This window comes from Pseudomonas sp. FW305-7 (assembly GCF_058786735.1).
The window spans coordinates 129,733-148,809 of record NZ_JBYSZA010000005.1 but is presented as its reverse complement, the minus strand read 5'-3'; the positions used below and the strand labels follow the sequence as shown (position 1 = coordinate 148,809).

Here is a 19,077-nt window from a genome sequence, read left to right as displayed (position 1 = left end):
CAGCAGACCATGACTGAGTCCGTTCTTGACTACATGACCCGATTGGGTCGCGCCGCCCGCGAAGCCTCCCGGGTCATCGGCCGTGCCAGCACTGCGCAGAAAAACCGCGCCTTGCAGGCCGCTGCCAATGCGTTGGACGCTGCTCGCGCGGAGCTGGCCGCAGCCAATGAACGGGATCTGGCCGCTGGTCGCGCCAATGGTCTGGAGCCGGCACTGCTGGAGCGTCTGGAGCTGACCCCTGCACGCATCGACGGCATGATCGTTGGTTTGCGCCAGGTGGCGGCATTGCCGGATCCGGTCGGGGCAATCCGTGACATGAGCTTCCGCCCGTCGGGGATTCAGGTTGGCAAGATGCGCGTGCCACTGGGGGTGATCGGGATCATTTACGAGTCCCGTCCCAACGTGACCATCGATGCCGCCAGCCTGTGCCTGAAGTCTGGCAACGCAACCATCCTGCGCGGTGGCTCGGAAGCGATTCACTCCAACCGTGCCATTGCTGCCTGCATTCAACGCGGTCTGGCCGAGGCAGAATTGCCCGCCGCCGTGGTGCAAGTGGTCGAAACCACCGACCGTGCCGCCGTCGGCGCGATGATCACCATGCCCGAGTACGTCGATGTGATCGTGCCGCGCGGTGGCCGTGGCCTGATCGAGCGCATCAGCCGCGATGCCCGTGTGCCGGTGATCAAGCATCTGGATGGCATCTGCCACGTTTACGTCAGTGCTCACGCCGATCTGGCGAAAGCCCAGCGTATCGCCTTCAACGCCAAGACCTATCGCTACGGCATCTGCGGTGCGATGGAGACATTGCTGGTCGATCAAACTGTTGCCAAGGATTTCCTGCCGTCGATGGCTGCCCAGTTCCGCGAAAAAGGCGTTGAGCTGCGTGGTTGCGAGCGCACCCGGGCGATTATCGAGGCCGTAGCGGCCAGCGAAGACGACTGGAGCACCGAGTACCTGGCGCCAATCCTGTCGATCCGCGTGGTCGACGGTCTGGACCAGGCCATCGAACACATCAACCACTACGGCTCGCACCACACCGACTCGATCGCCAGCGAAAACCTCGCCGACACCCGCCGGTTCGTGGCCGAAGTCGACTCGGCGTCGGTGATGATCAACACCCCGACCTGCTTCGCCGATGGATTTGAATACGGATTGGGTGCCGAGATCGGCATTTCTACTGATAAGCTGCACGCCCGCGGCCCGGTGGGCCTCGAAGGACTGACCTGCGAGAAGTACATCGTGGTCGGAGATGGCCAGTTGCGCGGCCAGGCGCCGGTCTGACTTGACCGACCTCGACCTGACAGCGCCGCAAACCGGCAGCGAGTCTCGCCCCCGACGCATCGGCGTGCTGGGCGGAACGTTCGATCCGGTGCACATCGGCCATTTGCGCGGTGCGCTGGAAGTCGCCGAGGCGCTGGCGCTTGATGAGTTGCGCCTGACGCCGAGCGCGCGGCCGCCGCATCGCGATACGCCGCAGGTGTCGGCGCAGGACCGGCTGGCGATGGTCGAGTGCGCGGTGGCCGGAGTGCCGCCGCTGGTGGTGGACGCCCGCGAATTGCAGCGGGACAAACCGTCCTACACCATTGATACCCTGGAGTTGATGCGTGCCGAAATGCCCGCCGAGACCCAGGTTTTTCTGCTTTTGGGCTGGGACGCATTTTGCGGCCTGCCCACTTGGCACCGCTGGGAAGAGTTGCTCCAGCATTGCCATATCCTGGTGCTACAGCGCCCGGACGCCGACAGCGAACCGCCGGATGCCTTGCGCAACCTGCTGGCAGCGCGTTCGGTGAGCGACCCGCTGGCCCTGAAAGGGCCGAGCGGACAGATTGCATTCGTCTGGCAGACTCCGCTCGCGGTCTCCGCCACCCAGATCCGTCAACTGCTGGCCAGCGGTAAGTCGGTACGTTTCCTGGTGCCCGACGCGGTCCTGGCCTACATCGATGCGCACGGTCTGTATCGTGCGTCGAACTGAACAAGGCGTGCTTCACTGATACGAATCCACGTGTCGCCAAGCCGCCGAAAATATGAGCAAAACGAGTTTTATATGACTGACAAAGACCAAACCAAAGTTAAGCGCAAAGGCACATTCAAGAGCGCTCCGCTGCCAGAGCCGGTCAACACCAACGAGCCGCTGAAAGGTGACGAACTGGTCAAGCTCGCTGTTGCAGCCCTGGAAGACGTCAAGGCGCAGGACATTCAAATCATTGATGTTCGCGACAAGCAAAGCATCACTGACTACATGATCATCGCCACCGGTACGTCCAATCGCCAGATCAACGCGATGCTCGACAAGGTTCGCGAAGAAGTGAAAAAGCAGGGCGCCAAGCCGCTGGGCGAAGAAGGCAAGGGCGACAGCGACTGGGTACTGCTCGACCTCGATCTGGTGATCGTGCACATGATGACTGCCTCGGCGCGTCAGTTCTACGACCTGGAGCGCCTGTGGGCCGGTGCCGAGCAAAGCCGTGCGGCCGACGCCAAGCACCACAGCCCGGAAAACACCCACGAGCATTTCACCAAGCTCAATAAAGACCAGCTGTAAGGGATTGCTGTGCGACTGCGACTGATCGCCGTCGGTTCACGCATGCCCAAATGGGTGGAAGAAGGCTGGCATGAATATGCCAAGCGTCTTCCGTCCGAGCTGGCGCTGGAACTGGTGGAAATACCGCTCAACACCCGTGGCAAGAATGCCGACGTGGCCCGTTTCATCCGCCAGGAAGGCGAAGCCATGCTGGCCAAGGTCGGGCCGAACGAGCGGATCGTCACGCTGGAAGTCCACGGCAAACCCTGGAGCACCGAGCAGCTTGCGGTCGAACTCGACCGTTGGCGGCTGGATTCGCGCACGGTCAATTTCATGGTCGGTGGACCGGAAGGTCTGGCGCCGGAAGTCTGCGCCCGCGCTGATCAGCGATGGTCGTTGTCACCGTTGACGCTGCCGCACCCGCTGGTGCGGATCCTGATCGGCGAACAGTTGTACCGTGCCTGGACCGTGCTGTCCGGTCACCCTTACCACAAGTAAGCCTGCCCTCATGTCTCAGCCGATCCGCATCAAGGACCACGAAAAGGACGCACGCCTGGTGCGTAGCCGCGTCGTGTTCGGGGCCGTTGTGGTGGTGGCGCTGATTTGTGTGCTTATTGCGCGGCTGTATTACTTGCAGGTGATCCAGTACGAGTACCACTCGACGCTGTCGGAAAACAACCGCGTCCACGTTCAGCCGATCCCGCCGACGCGCGGGCTGATTTTCGACCGCAACGGTGTGGTGGTGGCGGACAACCGGCCGAGTTTCAGCCTGAGCATGACCCGCGAGCGCTCCGGCGACTGGCAGCAAGTGCTCGATGTGATCGTCGAAGTGCTGGAACTGACGCCCGAGGACCGGGTGATCTTCGAGAAACGCATGCGTCAGGGGCGCCGGCCATTCGAGCCGGTGCCGGTCCTGTTCGAGCTGACCGAAGAGCAGATCGCCCGCATCGCGGTGAATCAGTTCCGTCTGCCCGGCGTTGAAGTGGTCGCGCAACTGGTTCGTCACTATCCACAGGGCGCGCACTTCGCGCACTCGGTGGGTTACATGGGGCGGATCAACGAGAAAGAGCTGAAAAGCCTCGATCCGGTCAACTACAGCGGCACCCACCACATCGGCAAGACCGGTATCGAGCGTTTCTACGAGCCGGAGTTGCACGGTCAAGTCGGTTACGAAGAAGTCGAGACCAACGCCCGTGGCCGCGTCTTGCGCGTGCTCAAGCGTACCGATCCGATTCCCGGCAAGGATATTGTCCTCAGCCTCGACATCAAATTGCAGGAAGCGGCCGAAGCTGCGCTCGGCGGGCGTCGTGGTGCGGTGGTTGCGCTGGATCCGAAGACCGGCGAAGTGCTGGCCATGGTCAGTCAGCCGAGCTTCGACCCGAACCTGTTCGTCACCGGGATCAGCTTCAAGGCCTACGCCGAGCTGCGCGATTCCATCGACCGGCCACTGTTCAACCGCGTGCTGCGCGGTCTGTACCCGCCGGGTTCGACGATCAAGCCGGCGGTGGCGATTGCCGGTCTCGATTCGGGTGTGGTGACGGCGTCGAGCCGGGTGTTCGACCCGGGCTACTACATGCTGCCGAACTACGATCACAAGTACCGTAACTGGAACCGCACCGGTGACGGCTTCGTCGACCTCGATACGGCGATCATGCGTTCCAACGACACCTATTTCTACGACCTCGCGCACAAGCTGGGCATCGATCGGCTGTCGGCTTACATGAACAAGTTCGGCATCGGCCAGAAGGTCTCGCTGGACATGTTCGAAGAATCTCCTGGCCTGATGCCGTCTCGCGAATGGAAACGTGCGACCCGCAAGCAGGCCTGGTTCCCGGGCGAAACCCTGATTCTCGGGATCGGCCAGGGCTACATGCAATCAACCCCGCTGCAACTGGCCCAGGCCACGGCGCTGGTCGCCAACAAAGGCGTGTGGAACCGCCCGCACCTGGCCAAATCCCTCGAAGGGGTGAAGCCGGTGGACGAAAACCCGATGCCGGACATTATCCTGCGTGATCCGTCGGACTGGACCAAGGTCAACCACGGCATGCAGCAAGTGATGCACGGTGCCCGCGGCACCGCGCGCAAAGCGGCCATTGGCGCGCAATACCGTATCGCCGGTAAATCAGGTACGGCGCAGGTGGTGGCGATCAAGCAGGGCGAGAAGTACGACCGCTCCAAGGTTCAGGAGCGCCATCGTGACCACGCCTTGTTCGTCGGCTTCGCCCCGGCCGATGACCCGCGAATCGTCGTGTCGGTGATGGTCGAGAACGGTGAATCCGGCTCCGGCGTTGCCGCGCCAGTGGTGCGTCAGGTCATGGACGCCTGGCTGCTCGATCAGGACGGACGTTTGAAGGCCGAATACGCCAGCCCAATCAGTGCGGAGGCTACGGCCCGTGATGAATAATTTTGATCGCATGCTCTCCAGTGAGGATGTGATGCGTCGCCGCGCGACGCTGCTGCAAAGACTGCATATCGATGGCCCGTTGCTGATCCTGCTGCTGATCCTCGCCGCCGGCAGCCTGTTCGTGCTGTATTCGGCCAGCGGCAAGAGCTGGGACCTGCTGGCCAAACAGGCCACTTCGTTCGGCATCGGTCTGGTGTCGATGATCGTCATCGCCCAGTTCGAGCCGCGTTTCATGGCGCGCTGGGTGCCACTCGGTTATGTGATCGGCGTGGTGCTGCTGATGGTGGTGGACATCATGGGCCACAACGCCATGGGTGCCACGCGCTGGATCAACATCCCCGGGGTGATCCGCTTCCAGCCCTCGGAGTTCATGAAGATCCTGATGCCGGCAACCATTGCCTGGTATCTGTCCAAACGCACCTTGCCGCCGCAACTCAAGCATGTCGGCATCAGCCTGATGCTGATCGGTGTGCCCTTCATTCTGATCGTGCGTCAGCCCGACCTCGGCACCTCGCTGCTGATTCTCGCTGGTGGCGCGTTCGTGCTGTTCATGGGCGGCTTGCGCTGGCGCTGGATTCTCAGCGTGCTGGCGGCTGCCGTACCCGTGGCCGTGGCCATGTGGTTCTTCATCATGCACGACTACCAGAAGCAACGAATCCTGACGTTCCTCGACCCGGAAAGCGATCCGCTCGGCACGGGCTGGAACATCATTCAGTCGAAAGCCGCGATCGGTTCCGGCGGCGTCTTCGGCAAGGGCTGGCTGCTCGGCACCCAGTCGCACCTGGACTTCCTGCCAGAAAGCCACACCGACTTCATCATTGCCGTACTGGGCGAAGAGTTCGGTCTGGTGGGCATCTGCGCGCTGCTGCTGATTTACCTTTTACTGATCGGCCGGGGGCTGGTGATCACCGCTCAGGCACAGACGCTGTTCGGCAAATTGCTCGCTGGCGCGTTGACCATGACGTTTTTTGTTTACGTTTTCGTCAACATCGGTATGGTCAGTGGCCTGTTGCCGGTCGTAGGGGTGCCGTTGCCATTCATTAGCTACGGAGGAACTTCGCTGGTGACGCTGCTGTCAGCGTTTGGGGTTTTGATGTCGATCCATACCCATCGCAAGTGGATCGCACAGGTTTGAATAAGGTGAAGAGTTCAATGCAAGTAATGCGTGGCTGGGCGACTCGATGCGCGCCGCTGGTTGGCCTGATGGGCCTGCTGGGCAGCGTCCAGGAAGCGCTGGCCGGCGAATACGAAGGCTCACCTCAGGTGGCCGAATTCGTCGGTGAAATGACCCGCGACTACGGTTTCGCCGGTGAGCAATTGATGGGTGTTTTCCGCGAGGCTCAGCGCAAACAGGCGATTCTCGACGCCATCTCCAGACCCGCCGAGCGGGTCAAACAGTGGAAAGAATATCGCCCGATGTTCATCACTGACGCGCGCATTGCGCGAGGTGTGGACTTCTGGCGCCAGCACGAGGCCACTCTGGCGCGTGCCGAGCAGGAATACGGCGTGCCGGCACAAGTCATCGTGTCGATTATCGGCGTTGAGACCTTTTTCGGACGTAATACCGGTAATTACCGGGTGATCGATGCCTTGTCCACGCTCGGATTCGACTATCCTCCCCGTGCCGAATTTTTCCGCAAGGAACTGCGTGAGTTCCTGCTGCTGGCCCGTGAAGAGCAGGTCGATCCATTGACGCTCAAAGGCTCGTACGCCGGGGCCATGGGCCTGCCGCAGTTCATGCCGAGCAGCTTTCGCGCCTATGCGGTGGACTTCGACGGTGACGGCCACATCAATATCTGGAACAACCCGGATGATGCGATCGGCAGCGTCGCGAGTTATTTCAAGCGTCACGGCTGGGTCGCCGGTGAGCCGGTGGTCAGCCGGGCGGATGTGCGCGGCGAGCAGGTCGATGAAGGTCTGACCACCGGCATCGAGCCGACAAAGACGGTTGGAGAGTTGCGAGCGCTGGGCTGGTCAAGTCATGATGCGCTGCGCGATGATATGCCGGTTACTGCATTTCGCCTCGAAGGCGACAACGGCCCTGAATACTGGATGGGCCTGAAGAATTTCTACGCGATCACGCGTTATAACCGCAGCGTGATGTACGCCATGGCCGTACATCAACTGTCTGAACAGCTGGTACAAGCACGGGGCGTCAAGTAATGCGGGCATTGCCTAACAATAAACCCCTGAAGCTGGTGGCATTCGCTGCGTTGGCGGTATTGGTCGCCAGTTGCACGACCAGCCGTTCCCCGACGCCGAAAACCGCCAATACCGTTGTGCGAGCGCAGCCGGGTCTGGATATCAACCGCGCGCACAAAGATGGCGCGCCGTGGTGGGACGTCGATGTGTCGCGCATCCCGGATGCCACGCCGACCCTGCACACCGGTCCGTACAAGGCCAACCCGTACACCGTACTGGGCAAAACCTACTTCCCGTTGCAGGAATCCAAGACCTACGTCGCCTCCGGCACGGCGTCCTGGTACGGCACCAAGTTTCACGGTCAGAACACCGCCAACGGCGAGGTTTATGACCTGTACGGCATGAGCGCCGCCCACAAGACTTTGCCACTGCCAAGTTACGTTCGGGTGACCAATCTGGACAACAACAAGAGTGTGATCCTGCGAGTCAACGACCGTGGGCCGTTCTACTCTGATCGCATCATCGACTTGTCTTACGCGGCCGCGAAGAAACTCGGTTACGCCGAAATCGGTACGGCGCGGGTCAAGGTCGAGGGCATCGATCCCCAGCAGTGGTGGGCCGCCAAGGGCCGTCCGGCGCCTTTGATGCTCAACGAGCCACAAGTCGCGCAGAACAGCGCTCCGGTGATCACGGCCTCGGCCGGCACTGTCGAGCAGTGGACGCCGCCGCCGCAACAACATGCCTCTGACACCGTCCCTGTGCCGATGAGTGCAAAAAAAAACGCTTCTGCAACAGCAACTGGCCAGTATCTGCAGGTGGGCGCGTTCGCCAACCCGGACGCTGCAGAACTGCTGAGGTCGAAGCTCAGCGGGATGGTGAGCGCTCCGGTGTTCATCAGCTCGATCGTGCGCAATCAGCAGACCCTGCACCGGGTTCGCCTGGGGCCGATCGGCTCGCCGGGTGAAATTGCCCAGGTGCAGAACAGCGTGCGCCTGGCCAACCTTGGTTCGCCAAGTGTGGTCACCGAGTAATACGTAGAACTTGATTGACGGTTCACTTGCGGTATAGGGGGGTGAACCAGGTTGTTGGCTCGTCGAAGAACAAAAGCCCGGCAAGGGTGACTGGAGTGAGCAACTGAACACGCGATGGCTCGTTAGAAAGTCATCTGATTAAATTTTGTCCGCAAGGACAGTTTCCATTAGCGATTTCGAGAGACGGATGAACATCACCACCTTTGCCAAACGCCTGTGTCTGCTAGTCCCGCTGCTCCTCTCGCCAGCCGCCTTCGCGGCCGAGATGATGCCGTCGCCACCTCAACTGGCCGCAAAAGCTTACGTTCTGATGGACGCCAGCAGCGGCAACGTGCTGGTCGAAAACAATGGCGACCAGCGCCTGCCTCCGGCCAGCCTGACCAAACTGATGACCGCGTACATCGCTACGCTGGAAATCCGTCGCGGCCAGATCGGTGAAAACGACCCGGTGACCGTCAGCGAAAACGCCTGGCGCACCGGTGGTTCGCGGATGTTCATCAAGGTCGGCTCGCAGGTGACGGTCAGCGACCTGCTGCACGGCATCATCATTCAGTCCGGCAACGACGCCAGCGTGGCGCTGTCCGAGCACATCGCCGGCAGCGAAGACGCCTTCGCCGACCTGATGAACAAGACTGTCACCGATCTGGGCATGACCAACTCCCACTTCATGAACCCGACCGGTCTGCCAAACCCTGAGCACTACTCGTCGGCTCACGACATGGCGATCCTGGCCCGCGCGATCATCCACGAAGACCCGGCTCACTACGCGATCTACTCGCAGAAAGAGTTCTTCTGGAACGGTATCAAGCAACCTAACCGCAACCTGCTGCTGTGGCGCGACAAGACTGTTGACGGCCTGAAAACCGGTCACACCGACGAAGCCGGCTACTGCATGGTGTCCTCGGCTGTACGTGACGGCCAGCGCCTGATCGCTGTAGTGTTCGGCACCAACAGCGAAGTGGCTCGCGCCGCTGAAACCCAGAAGCTGCTGACCTACGGTTTCCGCTTCTTCGAAACCCAGACCTTCTATCAGAAGGGCACCGAACTGGCTCAGGCCCCGGTGTGGAAAGGCACCACCAATCAAGTCAAGGCCGGCCTGGCTGAAGACCTGACCATGACTCTGCCGAAAGGCCAGCTGAAGAAGCTCGCTGCCAGCATGACCATGAACCCGCAACTGACCGCGCCAATCGCCAAGGGCGACGTGATCGGTAAAGTCGAAGTCAAACTGGAAGACAAGGTCGTGCACAGCGCTGACCTGATTGCTCTGGATGGCGTCGAGGAGGGTGGTATCTTCCGCCGCATGTGGGATAGCATCCGTCTATTCTTCTACGGCTTGTTCAACTGATTTGTGTTGACCTGCATGGCCCCGCCCCGATCCGGTGCGGGGCCATGTGCGTTACCACGGCTTACGAGGCCGTTACGCCATGACCGATACCGAAGTAAAGGCGCCAAAGATCGAATTCCCTCAGACTGATTATCCGATTAAGGTGATCAGCGATACGGGCGTTGGCAACAAGGACAGGATCATCGAGATCGTCCTGAAACACGCGACCATCAATGACGAGCGCATCGACGAGCGTCAAAGCACCAACGGCAAATACACCACTATCCAGTTGCACATCGTCGCGACCGACCAGGATCAGCTGTACAACATCAACAGCGAACTGCGGGCGACCGGCTTCGTGCACATGGTGTTGTGATGTCTGGCACGCTGGGCTTTCGTGAGCTCGGCCAGATGGCTTACGAGCCGGTCTGGCATGCCATGCAACGCTTCACCAACGAACGCGGCAGCGATGCCGCCGACGAAATCTGGCTCGTCGAACACCCGCCGGTGTTCACTCAGGGCCAGGCCGGCAAGGCCGAACATCTGTTGCTGCCGGGAGATATCCCGGTGGTGCAGGTCGATCGCGGCGGGCAGGTGACTTATCATGGCCCCGGCCAATTGGTGGCTTACCTGTTGCTGGATGTGCGCAAGCTGGGTTTCGGCGTGCGTGATCTGGTCAGTCGCATGGAGCTTTGCCTGATCGAATTGCTGGCCAGCTACGGCGTGACCGCAGCGGCCAAGCCCGATGCTCCCGGCGTCTACGTCGATGGAGCGAAAATCGCTTCACTGGGTTTGCGGATTCGCCACGGTTGTTCCTTTCATGGCCTGGCCCTGAACGTGGATATGAACCTGGAACCGTTTCGACGGATTAATCCCTGCGGCTATGCCGGGCTGGCGATGACCCAGCTGAGCGATCACGCAGGATCGATTGAATTTGCCGAGGTAAGTGCCCGGCTGCGTGCGCAGCTCGTCAAACACCTCGACTATGCTGAGCAGACGACCCTGACGGGCGGAATCGACTGATATGACTACTGATGCAGTGCAAACCATGATCCCGACGCTCGACGTGACCGAGCGCCCGGCCCCGCGTCCCAAGGTTGAAGCCGGCGTCAAGCTGCGCGGCGCCGAGAAGGTTGCACGCATCCCGGTAAAGATCATTCCGACCACCGAACTGCCGAAAAAACCTGACTGGATTCGTGTACGTATTCCGGTTTCGCCGGAAGTCGACCGGATCAAGAGCCTGCTGCGCAAACACAAGCTGCACAGCGTTTGCGAAGAAGCGTCCTGCCCGAACCTGGGCGAATGCTTCTCCGGCGGCACCGCGACGTTCATGATCATGGGCGACATCTGCACCCGTCGCTGCCCGTTCTGCGATGTTGGCCACGGTCGTCCGAAGCCACTGGACGTCAACGAGCCGGAAAGCCTGGCCATCGCCATCGCTGACCTCAAGCTCAAGTATGTGGTGATCACCTCCGTTGACCGCGACGACCTGCGTGATGGCGGTGCTCAGCACTTTGCCGACTGCATCCGCGAAATTCGCAAACTGTCGCCGAACGTGCAGTTGGAAACCCTGGTTCCGGACTACCGTGGTCGCATGGACATCGCCCTGGAAATCACTGCCGCCGAGCCGCCGGATGTGTTCAACCACAACCTGGAAACCGTACCGCGCCTGTACAAGGCTGCGCGTCCGGGTTCGGATTACCAGTGGTCGTTGACCCTGCTGCAACGCTTCAAGCAGATGATGCCGCACATTCCGACCAAATCCGGCCTGATGCTGGGTCTGGGCGAGACCGACGAAGAGGTCATCGAAGTCATGAAGCGCATGCGCGAACACGACATCGACATGCTGACCTTGGGCCAGTACCTGCAACCGTCGCGCAGCCACTTGCCGGTGCAGCGTTTCGTGCACCCGGACACCTTCGCCTGGTTCGCCGAGGAAGGTTACAAGATGGGCTTCAAGAACGTTGCTTCGGGTCCGCTGGTACGTTCTTCGTACCACGCTGACGAGCAGGCGAAGCTGGTCAAGGCTGAGCTGCTGGGTTCCTGATCCAGCGCTGAAGGCTTCACAAAATACCCGCCTCGGCGGGTATTTTTGTATGGGAAGTTTGACCACTTAACCTGTGGCGAGGGAGCTTGCTCCCGCTGGGTTGCGCAGCGACCCCAGTATGCTTGGGACTGCTGCGGACTCCAGCGGGAGCAAGTTACTGGGCCACAATGCCTCTTTTGTTTATATGTGTTCCTGACTACTGTGTCTGCACGACTTCACACACGGAGCCCCACGGATGACCGTTCGACCGACCCACACCCTGTTCCCGCATAAACCTGTACCGGCCTTGCCGTCAGAGGGGCTGATCGGTGTCATTGCCCCTGCCGGCCCCGGCGCGCTGGACACGGACAAGGCTGTGCAGTGGATGCGTGCCCGTGGTTACGAATTACGGGTGTTCCCGGGGGTTTATGAGAAGGACGGCTACCTGGCCGGCAGCGATGACGTGCGACTCAACGATCTGCACGCTGCGTTCGCGGATCCTGAGGTCGACGCCATTATCTGCCTGCGCGGTGGCTACGGTACGCCACGGCTGCTGGACCGTATCGACTTCGATCTGCTGAGCCGCAACGCCAAGCCGTTTGTCGGCTACAGCGACATCACCGCCCTGCACCTGGCCATCAGCCGTTACGCAGGCTTCGTAACCTTTCACGGGCCGCTGCTCAATGCGGACTTGTTGGGTGACAAGGAACCGCCGACCGTCGCCTCGTTTTTCGCCATGCTCCGTGGCCAGGTGAAGGCGGGGAGTGTGTTGAGTCACCCGGTGGCTCACCCATTGACCACGGTCGAGCCCGGGATCGCCCATGGACGCTTGCTAGGCGGCAATCTGGCAATGATCGCCTCGACCCTCGGTACGCCTTATGAAATCGATGTCGAGGGGGTGATTTTGCTCATCGAAGATGTCAACGAACCGCTGTATCGCATCGACCGATTGCTGACCCAGATGCGTCTGGCCGGCAAGTTGGCAAAACTGCGCGGTGTGCTGGTCGGGGATATCGCGGGGGTAGAAGTCGAGGCGCTCAACAGCTTGCTCAAGCAGACTTTCGAACCGTTGCGGATTCCGGTGCTATCGGGGTGGCGAAGCGGCCATTGCGATCCGAATCTGACTTTGCCGTTGGGCGCGCTGGTTCGACTGGATGCGGGGAAGAAGGAGTTGATGCTGGAGCAGGATGTGGTGGTTCGACGGTAGAGAGTTATCGTCAATTCGTCAGTCTTCGCGGGCAAGCCCGCTCCCACAAGGTTCGTGGTGTACACAGATATTGTGATCACCGCTGAACCTGTGTGGGCGGGCTTGCCCGCGATGCTTTTACTGGCTACGCAGGCTCTCAAGCAGCTTATGCGTCGGATAGCCATCCGCCGGCCAGCCAAACGACTGCTGTGCACTGCGGATCGCCTTGCGCGTATTGGCGCCGATAATCCCGTCCGCTGTGCCCGCATCATAGTTGCGTGCACTCAGCAGGGTCTGCAACTCGATGCGCTCGGTACGGCTCAGCGGCAGATCATCTTTCGGCCAGGTGCCGTTGATCAGACCACCGCCATTGAAGCGCTCGGACAACAGGCTCACCGCCAGGGCGTACGACGAAGAGTTGTTGTACTTGAGGATCGCTCGGAAGTTGTCGAGGATCAGGAACGCGGGGCCTCGATAACCGGCCGGCAGCAACAGGGCGGCCGACAGTTGCTCGGAGCCTGCAGGTACTTGACCGCCATTCGGCAGGATCACGCCCAGTTGCCGCCATTCGGCGACGCTTTTACGAATGGCGCCGTCGGCCAGCGTGTAGTTGAAGCTGCTCGGCAATTGCACTTCAAAACCCCACGGCTGCCCGCGCTGCCAGCCGGAGCTTTGCAGGTAGTGGGCCGTAGAGGCCAGCGCATCGGCAGGGCTGCCCCAGATGTCGCGGCGACCGTCACCATCGAAATCCACGGCGTGGGTGTTGTAGGTGGTCGGGATGAATTGAGTCTGACCCATCGCGCCAGCCCAAGAGCCAAGCATCTTCTCCGGCGTGATATCGCCCTGTTGCAGGATCTGCAGGGCTGCGATCAATTGCGCGTGGGCAAAGCCCGGGCGGCGGCCTTCGTAGGCGAGGGTGGCCAGCGAGTTGATTACCGACTTGCTGCCCTGGAACTGACCGAAGTTACTCTCCATGCCCCACACCGACACCAAGGCCTGACGGTCAACACCATAACGCTGTTCGATGCTTTGCAGAATGTCGGCGTACTGGTTGATCAATGCCTGACCTTTGCGCACGCGCAATGGCGAAAGGGCGCCATCGAGGTATTCCCACACCGGGCGGGAGAATTCCGGCTGACTGCGGTCGGCGCGAATCACGCTGGCGTCGAAGCTGACATTGGCAAATGCGCGATCAAACAGGTCGGCGCGGATCCCGGCGGCCAGGGCATCCTTGCGGAAACCTGCTTGCCATTCGGCAAAGGTCTGGGTCGGCTGAAGATCGAGAGGGTCGGCGGACGGCACTACCGGCGGGATGATCGCTGGGGCCGTGGCGACAGGAGCGGCTTGGAGAGGTTGCGCGTCGGCGGCGGTCGGTTTTTCCGCGCAGGCGACAAGCAGAATGAAGCTGGAGGCAGCGATCATCTGGCGAACAGGCCAGCGACGGGAAAGACTTAGGGGCATGCACAGTTCCAGGGGAAACGAATCAGGTGCAGACCTTAACATGACCGGGGGGTACTGCGCTTCAGGCGGCCAGAAAGTAAGAAGCCTCCCAGCTGTCAGACTGGAAGGCTTCGCGGCGGTAGCTGCCTTTGCCCTTGGTTGGTCGTTCCTGGCGACTGCGGAACAAGGGTTGGGCGACGATGGATTTGGCCTTGTTGGGGCGATGTTTCGCTGGCTTTTTGCTCATGAGGGTTCTCTCGATCGAGTGGGTTTTGCGCGGCAAATAATCTGCCGATGTCGGGCGTCTGTCCAGTGCCTGTTGTGTAGGAATGTTCTGGCGCTTTCGCGAGCCGGCTCGCGAATGGCCGTTATGCGGTTGAGCGTCTTATTCAGCAGGCAAAGACAGTCGCTGGCCGGCCATCAATAACGCCAAACGACTCAGGCTCATCCATGGCGATCCGGCCGCCTGGCCCTTGATCTGCGCATCGATGCGCTGCGCTTCGAGCAGCAACTGCGCCCAACGTTGCGCCGTATAGCGTTGCAGGGCTTTGCTCATCAACGGTTTGCGCTTGTCCCAGACCGGTGGCTTCGCCTGACTGAAACACTTGTCCAGCGGCGTGCCCTGGCTGTATTGCAGCGAGATATTGGCCAGCAGGCGCAACTCCCGCGCCAGCGCCCAGAGAATCACTGGCGGTTCGACACCCTCGCCACGCAGGCCTTCGAGCATGCGCAGGGCGTGGGCCGGTTCACCGTTGAGCACCGCATCGGTCAGGCCAAACACGTCGAATCGTGCACTGTCGGCCACAGCCGCCTGCACCGTTTCGACGGTAATCTGGCCACCCTCGGCCATCAGCTTGAGCTTTTCGATTTCCTGCGCAGCGGCGAGCAGGTTGCCCTCGACGCGCGCGGCAATCAGTTCGACGGCGTCCTGACTGGCCGACAAGCCGGCCTGCGACAAACGCTGACGAATCCAGCTTGGCAGCTGATTGGCATCCACCGGCCAGATCTGGATGAACTGGGTCTGCTGACCTTCGACCAGCGCCTTGCCCCACTTGGTCTTCTGCGCACTGCCATCGAGCTTGGGCAGGCTGATCAGCAGCACAGTGTCTTCCGCAGGGCGCGAGCAGTACTCGATGAAGGCGGCAGCGCCCTTGTCACCAGGTTTGCCCGAAGGCAGACGCAGCTCAAGAAGGCGTTTCTCGGCGAACAACGACATGCTCGCGCCGGCCTGCAGCAACGTACCCCAATCGAAATTGGCGTCGGCGGCGAAGACCTGACGTTCGTCGAAACCTTGCTGGCGCGCAGCACTGCGGATGGCGTCGGCGGCTTCCTGGCACAGCAGCGGGTCATCGCCACTGATGATGTAGACCGGCGCGAGGGTGCCTTGCAGGTGTTTGCCGAGTTGAGCGGGAGCGAGCTTCATAAGAACAATCGAACGGGGCGCCTGAGCGCCCCGAACGTCTTACTGCTGCGGAATTTCAAGCGGCGACTGACGCGGGGTTTCCGCTTCAGCCTTTTGCGCCGCCTCGAGCGCGTCGGCTTCAGCCTTGGCGCGGTTGTTGGCGGCTTGCTGCAGTTGCTCCAGTTGACCCGGGGTCAGCTGTTGCAGGCGCAGCATCATGCGCTGAACCAGCTCGCGACGAATATCGCGACGGGCGTCGTTGGCTTCCTGGTCAGAGCCGACGAGGTTGTTGCCGTCGTGGATAAACACTTTCTGCACTTCAAGCTTGTCGCTCAGCAGGGAAAGGTTCTTGTCGCCACGAATGTCATAGCTCAGAACAGTGCTGACCTGATATTCGCCCGTACGGCCGGCACCGGCGTAGCTGAGAATGCGCTGGCTTTCCTGTTCGTCAGCCAGGAACAGCTTGTACGGCGCGCCGCTGTAAACCTTGACGCCGCTGGATTCCAGTACCTGACGCAGTTGAGTGACGGTCTCGCCATAGGCGTTACGTGCGCTCAGATCCAGTTCCTTGATCGACAGTTCATTGGTACCGGTACCACGCAGCTGGAAACCGCAGGCGCTCAGCAGCACAGCGAGGCCCATCACCAGCAGATTGCGTTTGATCATTGTGTTGCTCCCCTTGAAACCATGTGGGCCGTTCATGCGGCCCGAAAGGTTTTACTTGGCGCCGGGCAAACCCGGCGCCCGATCCAATTAGCTGGCGACGATATTGACCAGTTTCCCGGGCACTACAATCACTTTACGAATAGTCAGGCCATCGACGAAGCGCAGCACGTTTTCGTTGGTACGCGCGGCGGCTTCGACTTCTTCACGGGTCGCGCTGGCCGGCATTTCGATCTGGCCGCGCAGTTTGCCATTCACTTGAATAACCAGCGTCAGGCTGTCTTGTACCAGCGCGCTTTCGTCTACAGCAGGCCAGTCGGCATCGATGACCGCGTCAGCATGGCCCAGTTGATTCCACAGCTCGTGGCTGATGTGCGGCGTGATTGGAGCCAGCAGCAATGTCACGGCTTCCAGACCTTCGTGAATCAGCGCGCGATCCTGCTCGGTGCCTTGCGGCGCTTTTTCCAGCACGTTCATCAGCGTCATCACCTGAGCGATGGCGGTGTTGAATTTGTGGTTCTGACCGACGTCATGGCTGGCCTGTTTGATGGCCAGGTGGATCGCACGGCGAACGGCTTTCTGCTCGTCGTTCAGGCCGGCGATGTCGAGCTTGCCCGGCAGGCCCTGAGTGACGTGGGCTTGCGCCAGTCGCCAGACGCGTTTGAGGAAACGGTGCGAACCTTCAACGCCGGAGTCGGACCATTCGGCGCTCATGTCCGGTGGCGATGCGAACATCATGAACAGGCGGCAGGTGTCGGCGCCGAACTGGTCGATCATCGACTGAGGGTCGACACCGTTGTTCTTCGACTTGGCCATCTTCTCGGTGCCGCCGATTTCTACCGGCAAGCCGTCAGACTTCAGCTTGGCACTGATGACTTTGGCTTTGCTATCACGCTCAAGTTCTACGTCTGCCGGATTGAACCAGGTGTAGGCACCGTTGGCTTCGCGGCGATAGTACGTTTCGGCGATCACCATGCCTTGGGTCAGCAGGTTTTTGAACGGTTCGTTGGAGCTCACCAGGCCTTCGTCGCGCATCAGCTTGTGGAAGAAGCGCGCGTAGAGCAGGTGCAGAATGGCGTGTTCGATACCGCCGATGTACTGATCCACCGGCAACCAGTGGTCGGCTGCGGATTTCTCGACCAGACCACCTTCAAAGTGCGGCGAGGCGTAACGGGCGTAGTACCACGACGACTCTACGAAGGTGTCCATGGTGTCGGTTTCACGCTTGGCAGGCTGACCGCATTTCGGGCAGTTGCACTCGTAAAACTCAGGCATGCGCGCCAGTGGCGAACCGGCGCCGTCAGGCACGACGTCTTCCGGCAGCACGACTGGCAGTTGGTCTTCCGGCACCGGCACGTCACCGCAGGCATCGCAGTGGATGATCGGGATCGGGCAGCCCCAGTAGCGCTGACGGCTGATGCCCCAGTCGCGCAGGCGGAACTGGGTGCGCGAGGCGCCCAGTTGTTTTTTGATCAGGGCGACTTCCATGGCGTCGAACGCGCCAGCGAAGTCCAGACCGTCGAACTCACCGGAGTTGATCAGCGTGCCATGCTCGCCGTAGGCGTCTTGCCACGGGGCCGGGTTGGTCTCGCCGGAGCTGGTACGCACCACCGATTTCACCGGCAGGTTGTACTTGTGGGCGAATTCGAAATCGCGCTCGTCGTGAGCCGGGACCGCCATGACAGCGCCGTCGCCGTAGTGCATCAGTACGTAGTTGGCGACCCAGACAGGCAGTTTTTCACCGGTCAGCGGGTGCTCGACGAAGAGGCCGGTTGGCAGGCCTTTCTTTTCTTGCGTGGCGACGTCGGCTTCGGCAACGCTGCCGCCCTTGCATTCAGCGATGAACGCTTGCAGCTCAGGATTGTTTTGCGCGGCTTGTGTGGCCAGCGGGTGCTCGGCAGCAACGGCAACATAAGTTGCGCCCATCAGGGTGTCCGGACGGGTGGTGAAGACTTTCAGGGTGCCGGCTTCGCCGATGGAATCGACGTTGTACGGGAACTGCACTTCCATGCCACGGGATTTGCCTATCCAGTTGCGCTGCATGGTCTTGACCTGTTCAGGCCAGCCCGGCAGATCGTCGAGGCTTTCCAGCAGCTCATCCGCGTAGGCGGTGATCTTGAAGTAGTACATCGGGATTTCGCGCTTTTCGATCAGCGCGCCGGAACGCCAGCCGCGACCGTCGATCACCTGTTCGTTGGCCAGAACGGTCTGATCGATCGGGTCCCAGTTCACGGTGCCGTTTTTACGGTAGATCACGCCTTTTTCGAACAGGCGAGTGAACAGCCATTGTTCCCAGCGGTAGTAATCCGGTTTGCAGGTGGTGACTTCACGCGACCAGTCGACCGCCAGACCCAGGCTACGCAGCTGGGTTTTCATGTAGGCGATGTTTTCGTAGGTCCACTTGGCCGGTGCGACGTTGTTCTTCATCGCGGCGTTTTCCGCCGGCATGCCGAAGGCGTCCCAACCCATCGGTTGCAGAACGTTCTTGCCTTGCATGCGCTGGTAGCGGGAGATCACGTCGCCGATGGTGTAGTTGCGCACGTGCCCCATGTGTAGCTTGCCGCTGGGGTAAGGGAACATCGACAGGCAGTAGTAAGTCTCCTTGCCTGGCTGTTCACTGACTTCAAAGGACTTTTGCTCGTCCCAGAATGACTGGGCGGCGGCTTCGATTTCACGGGGCTGATATTGTTCGTGCATGGCTACTTTTGTACTGGATAGGGGTGGCCTAATCCTCTTCAACGCAGGTTCCGGGATGGCCCGGACGAGCTGGAAGTGGAATTACAGGAAGCGCCGTAGCATACATGACCGCGCTTGGCCTAGGGAAACCCTGATTACAGCTGTTTGGCCCGGTCAATCCGTGGCGAGGGCCGTTGGTCGCGGCGTGCAGCCGGTTTGTGCAGCGAAGCTAAGCTCTAACTGGGGAGTGAGTATTATCTTCAAT

At 60.7% G+C, this 19,077-nt stretch carries 18 protein-coding genes; 13 read left to right on the top strand and 5 right to left on the bottom strand.

The features are described 5' to 3' along the window. Positions 1-9 precede the first annotated feature (9 nt). The 13 genes from AC3WMT_RS09220 (at position 10) to AC3WMT_RS09160 (ending at position 12,652) form a co-directional block, all read left to right on the top strand. Complete coding sequence (locus AC3WMT_RS09220) at positions 10-1,281, top strand: glutamate-5-semialdehyde dehydrogenase (RefSeq protein ID WP_103303689.1); 1,272 nt, start codon at positions 10-12, stop codon at positions 1,279-1,281. Continuing rightward, positions 1,250-1,972 carry a nicotinate-nucleotide adenylyltransferase gene (nadD, locus tag AC3WMT_RS09215; protein WP_103303688.1) on the top strand — a complete coding sequence of 241 codons (723 nt, stop codon included), beginning with the start codon at positions 1,250-1,252 and terminating at the stop codon, positions 1,970-1,972. Before AC3WMT_RS09220 ends, nadD begins: the two co-directional genes overlap by 32 nt. Before the next feature lie 72 nt (positions 1,973-2,044). Beyond that, positions 2,045-2,539 carry a ribosome silencing factor gene (rsfS, locus tag AC3WMT_RS09210; protein ID WP_016986117.1) on the top strand — a complete coding sequence of 165 codons (495 nt, stop codon included), beginning with the start codon at positions 2,045-2,047 and terminating at the stop codon, positions 2,537-2,539. A 9-nt stretch (positions 2,540-2,548) separates the two neighbouring features. Further along, complete coding sequence (gene rlmH / locus AC3WMT_RS09205; protein WP_003185785.1) at positions 2,549-3,016, top strand: 23S rRNA (pseudouridine(1915)-N(3))-methyltransferase RlmH; 468 nt, start codon at positions 2,549-2,551, stop codon at positions 3,014-3,016. Between the two features lie 10 nt (positions 3,017-3,026). Continuing rightward, positions 3,027-4,922 (top strand): penicillin-binding protein 2, encoded by a 1,896-nt coding sequence (gene mrdA / locus AC3WMT_RS09200; RefSeq protein ID WP_103303687.1) that lies wholly within the window; start codon positions 3,027-3,029, stop codon positions 4,920-4,922. A gap of 31 nt (positions 4,923-4,953) precedes the next feature. After that, positions 4,954-6,057, top strand: coding sequence for a rod shape-determining protein RodA (gene rodA / locus AC3WMT_RS09195; RefSeq protein WP_177431391.1), 1,104 nt, complete (start codon positions 4,954-4,956; stop codon positions 6,055-6,057). A gap of 17 nt (positions 6,058-6,074) precedes the next feature. Beyond that, positions 6,075-7,085 (top strand): lytic murein transglycosylase B, encoded by a 1,011-nt coding sequence (gene mltB, locus AC3WMT_RS09190; RefSeq protein WP_103303685.1) that lies wholly within the window; start codon positions 6,075-6,077, stop codon positions 7,083-7,085. Beyond that, positions 7,085-8,095, top strand: coding sequence for a septal ring lytic transglycosylase RlpA family protein (locus AC3WMT_RS09185; RefSeq protein ID WP_103303684.1), 1,011 nt, complete (start codon positions 7,085-7,087; stop codon positions 8,093-8,095). The genes mltB and AC3WMT_RS09185 overlap by 1 nt, the downstream gene beginning before the upstream one ends. 187 nt (positions 8,096-8,282) lie before the next feature. Further along, the gene (locus AC3WMT_RS09180; protein WP_038361911.1) at positions 8,283-9,440 is read left to right on the top strand and encodes a D-alanyl-D-alanine carboxypeptidase family protein; all 1,158 of its coding nucleotides are present in this window, start codon (positions 8,283-8,285) and stop codon (positions 9,438-9,440) included. 79 nt (positions 9,441-9,519) lie between these two features. Then, complete coding sequence (locus AC3WMT_RS09175; protein ID WP_103303683.1) at positions 9,520-9,795, top strand: DUF493 domain-containing protein; 276 nt, start codon at positions 9,520-9,522, stop codon at positions 9,793-9,795. Next, positions 9,795-10,442, top strand: a complete 648-nt coding sequence (lipB, locus tag AC3WMT_RS09170; RefSeq protein WP_038361904.1) for a lipoyl(octanoyl) transferase LipB — start codon at positions 9,795-9,797, stop codon at positions 10,440-10,442. Before AC3WMT_RS09175 ends, lipB begins: the two co-directional genes overlap by 1 nt. Before the next feature lie 25 nt (positions 10,443-10,467). Further along, positions 10,468-11,466, top strand: a complete 999-nt coding sequence (gene lipA / locus AC3WMT_RS09165; protein ID WP_160768663.1) for a lipoyl synthase — start codon at positions 10,468-10,470, stop codon at positions 11,464-11,466. 235 nt (positions 11,467-11,701) lie between these two features. After that, positions 11,702-12,652, top strand: coding sequence for a S66 peptidase family protein (locus tag AC3WMT_RS09160; RefSeq protein WP_103303682.1), 951 nt, complete (start codon positions 11,702-11,704; stop codon positions 12,650-12,652). Between the two features lie 117 nt (positions 12,653-12,769). Here AC3WMT_RS09160 and AC3WMT_RS09155 read toward each other — a convergent pair whose 3' ends face one another. The 5 genes from AC3WMT_RS09155 to leuS form a co-directional block, all read right to left on the bottom strand. Beyond that, entirely contained in the window at positions 12,770-14,092 is a 1,323-nt protein-coding gene (locus AC3WMT_RS09155) for a lytic murein transglycosylase (protein WP_103303681.1), read from the bottom strand. Positions 14,093-14,153: 61 nt separating this feature from the next. After that, positions 14,154-14,318 carry an alternative ribosome rescue factor ArfA gene (gene arfA / locus AC3WMT_RS09150; protein WP_103303680.1) on the bottom strand — a complete coding sequence of 55 codons (165 nt, stop codon included), beginning with the start codon at positions 14,316-14,318 and terminating at the stop codon, positions 14,154-14,156. Between the two features lie 138 nt (positions 14,319-14,456). Further along, positions 14,457-15,494: a DNA polymerase III subunit delta gene (holA, locus tag AC3WMT_RS09145; RefSeq protein WP_103303679.1), complete on the bottom strand. Its 1,038-nt coding sequence runs from the start codon at positions 15,492-15,494 to the stop codon at positions 14,457-14,459. Between the two features lie 39 nt (positions 15,495-15,533). Beyond that, the gene (locus tag AC3WMT_RS09140; RefSeq protein WP_103303678.1) at positions 15,534-16,139 is read right to left on the bottom strand and encodes an LPS-assembly lipoprotein LptE; all 606 of its coding nucleotides are present in this window, start codon (positions 16,137-16,139) and stop codon (positions 15,534-15,536) included. A gap of 87 nt (positions 16,140-16,226) precedes the next feature. After that, positions 16,227-18,833: a leucine--tRNA ligase gene (gene leuS, locus AC3WMT_RS09135; protein WP_103303677.1), complete on the bottom strand. Its 2,607-nt coding sequence runs from the start codon at positions 18,831-18,833 to the stop codon at positions 16,227-16,229. Between the last annotated feature and the right edge of the window lie 244 nt (positions 18,834-19,077).

Excerpts from the sequence above, each read along its gene's own strand:
- holA (WP_103303679.1), bottom strand. The coding sequence starts at position 15,494 with ATGAAGCTCGCTCCCGCTCAACTCGGCAAACACCTGCAAGGCACCCTC.
- mrdA (WP_103303687.1), top strand. The coding sequence starts at position 3,027 with ATGTCTCAGCCGATCCGCATCAAGGACCACGAAAAGGACGCACGCCTG.
- rsfS (WP_016986117.1), top strand. The coding sequence starts at position 2,045 with ATGACTGACAAAGACCAAACCAAAGTTAAGCGCAAAGGCACATTCAAG.
- lipA (WP_160768663.1), top strand. The coding sequence starts at position 10,468 with ATGATCCCGACGCTCGACGTGACCGAGCGCCCGGCCCCGCGTCCCAAG.
- AC3WMT_RS09155 (WP_103303681.1), bottom strand. The coding sequence starts at position 14,092 with ATGCCCCTAAGTCTTTCCCGTCGCTGGCCTGTTCGCCAGATGATCGCT.
- AC3WMT_RS09175 (WP_103303683.1), top strand. The coding sequence starts at position 9,520 with ATGACCGATACCGAAGTAAAGGCGCCAAAGATCGAATTCCCTCAGACT.
- rodA (WP_177431391.1), top strand. The coding sequence starts at position 4,954 with ATGCGTCGCCGCGCGACGCTGCTGCAAAGACTGCATATCGATGGCCCG.
- nadD (WP_103303688.1), top strand. The coding sequence starts at position 1,250 with ATGGCCAGTTGCGCGGCCAGGCGCCGGTCTGACTTGACCGACCTCGAC.
- leuS (WP_103303677.1), bottom strand. The coding sequence starts at position 18,833 with ATGCACGAACAATATCAGCCCCGTGAAATCGAAGCCGCCGCCCAGTCA.
- mltB (WP_103303685.1), top strand. The coding sequence starts at position 6,075 with ATGCAAGTAATGCGTGGCTGGGCGACTCGATGCGCGCCGCTGGTTGGC.
- lipB (WP_038361904.1), top strand. The coding sequence starts at position 9,795 with ATGTCTGGCACGCTGGGCTTTCGTGAGCTCGGCCAGATGGCTTACGAG.
- arfA (WP_103303680.1), bottom strand. The coding sequence starts at position 14,318 with ATGAGCAAAAAGCCAGCGAAACATCGCCCCAACAAGGCCAAATCCATC.
- AC3WMT_RS09220 (WP_103303689.1), top strand. The coding sequence starts at position 10 with ATGACTGAGTCCGTTCTTGACTACATGACCCGATTGGGTCGCGCCGCC.
- AC3WMT_RS09180 (WP_038361911.1), top strand. The coding sequence starts at position 8,283 with ATGAACATCACCACCTTTGCCAAACGCCTGTGTCTGCTAGTCCCGCTG.
- AC3WMT_RS09160 (WP_103303682.1), top strand. The coding sequence starts at position 11,702 with ATGACCGTTCGACCGACCCACACCCTGTTCCCGCATAAACCTGTACCG.
- AC3WMT_RS09185 (WP_103303684.1), top strand. The coding sequence starts at position 7,085 with ATGCGGGCATTGCCTAACAATAAACCCCTGAAGCTGGTGGCATTCGCT.
- AC3WMT_RS09140 (WP_103303678.1), bottom strand. The coding sequence starts at position 16,139 with ATGATCAAACGCAATCTGCTGGTGATGGGCCTCGCTGTGCTGCTGAGC.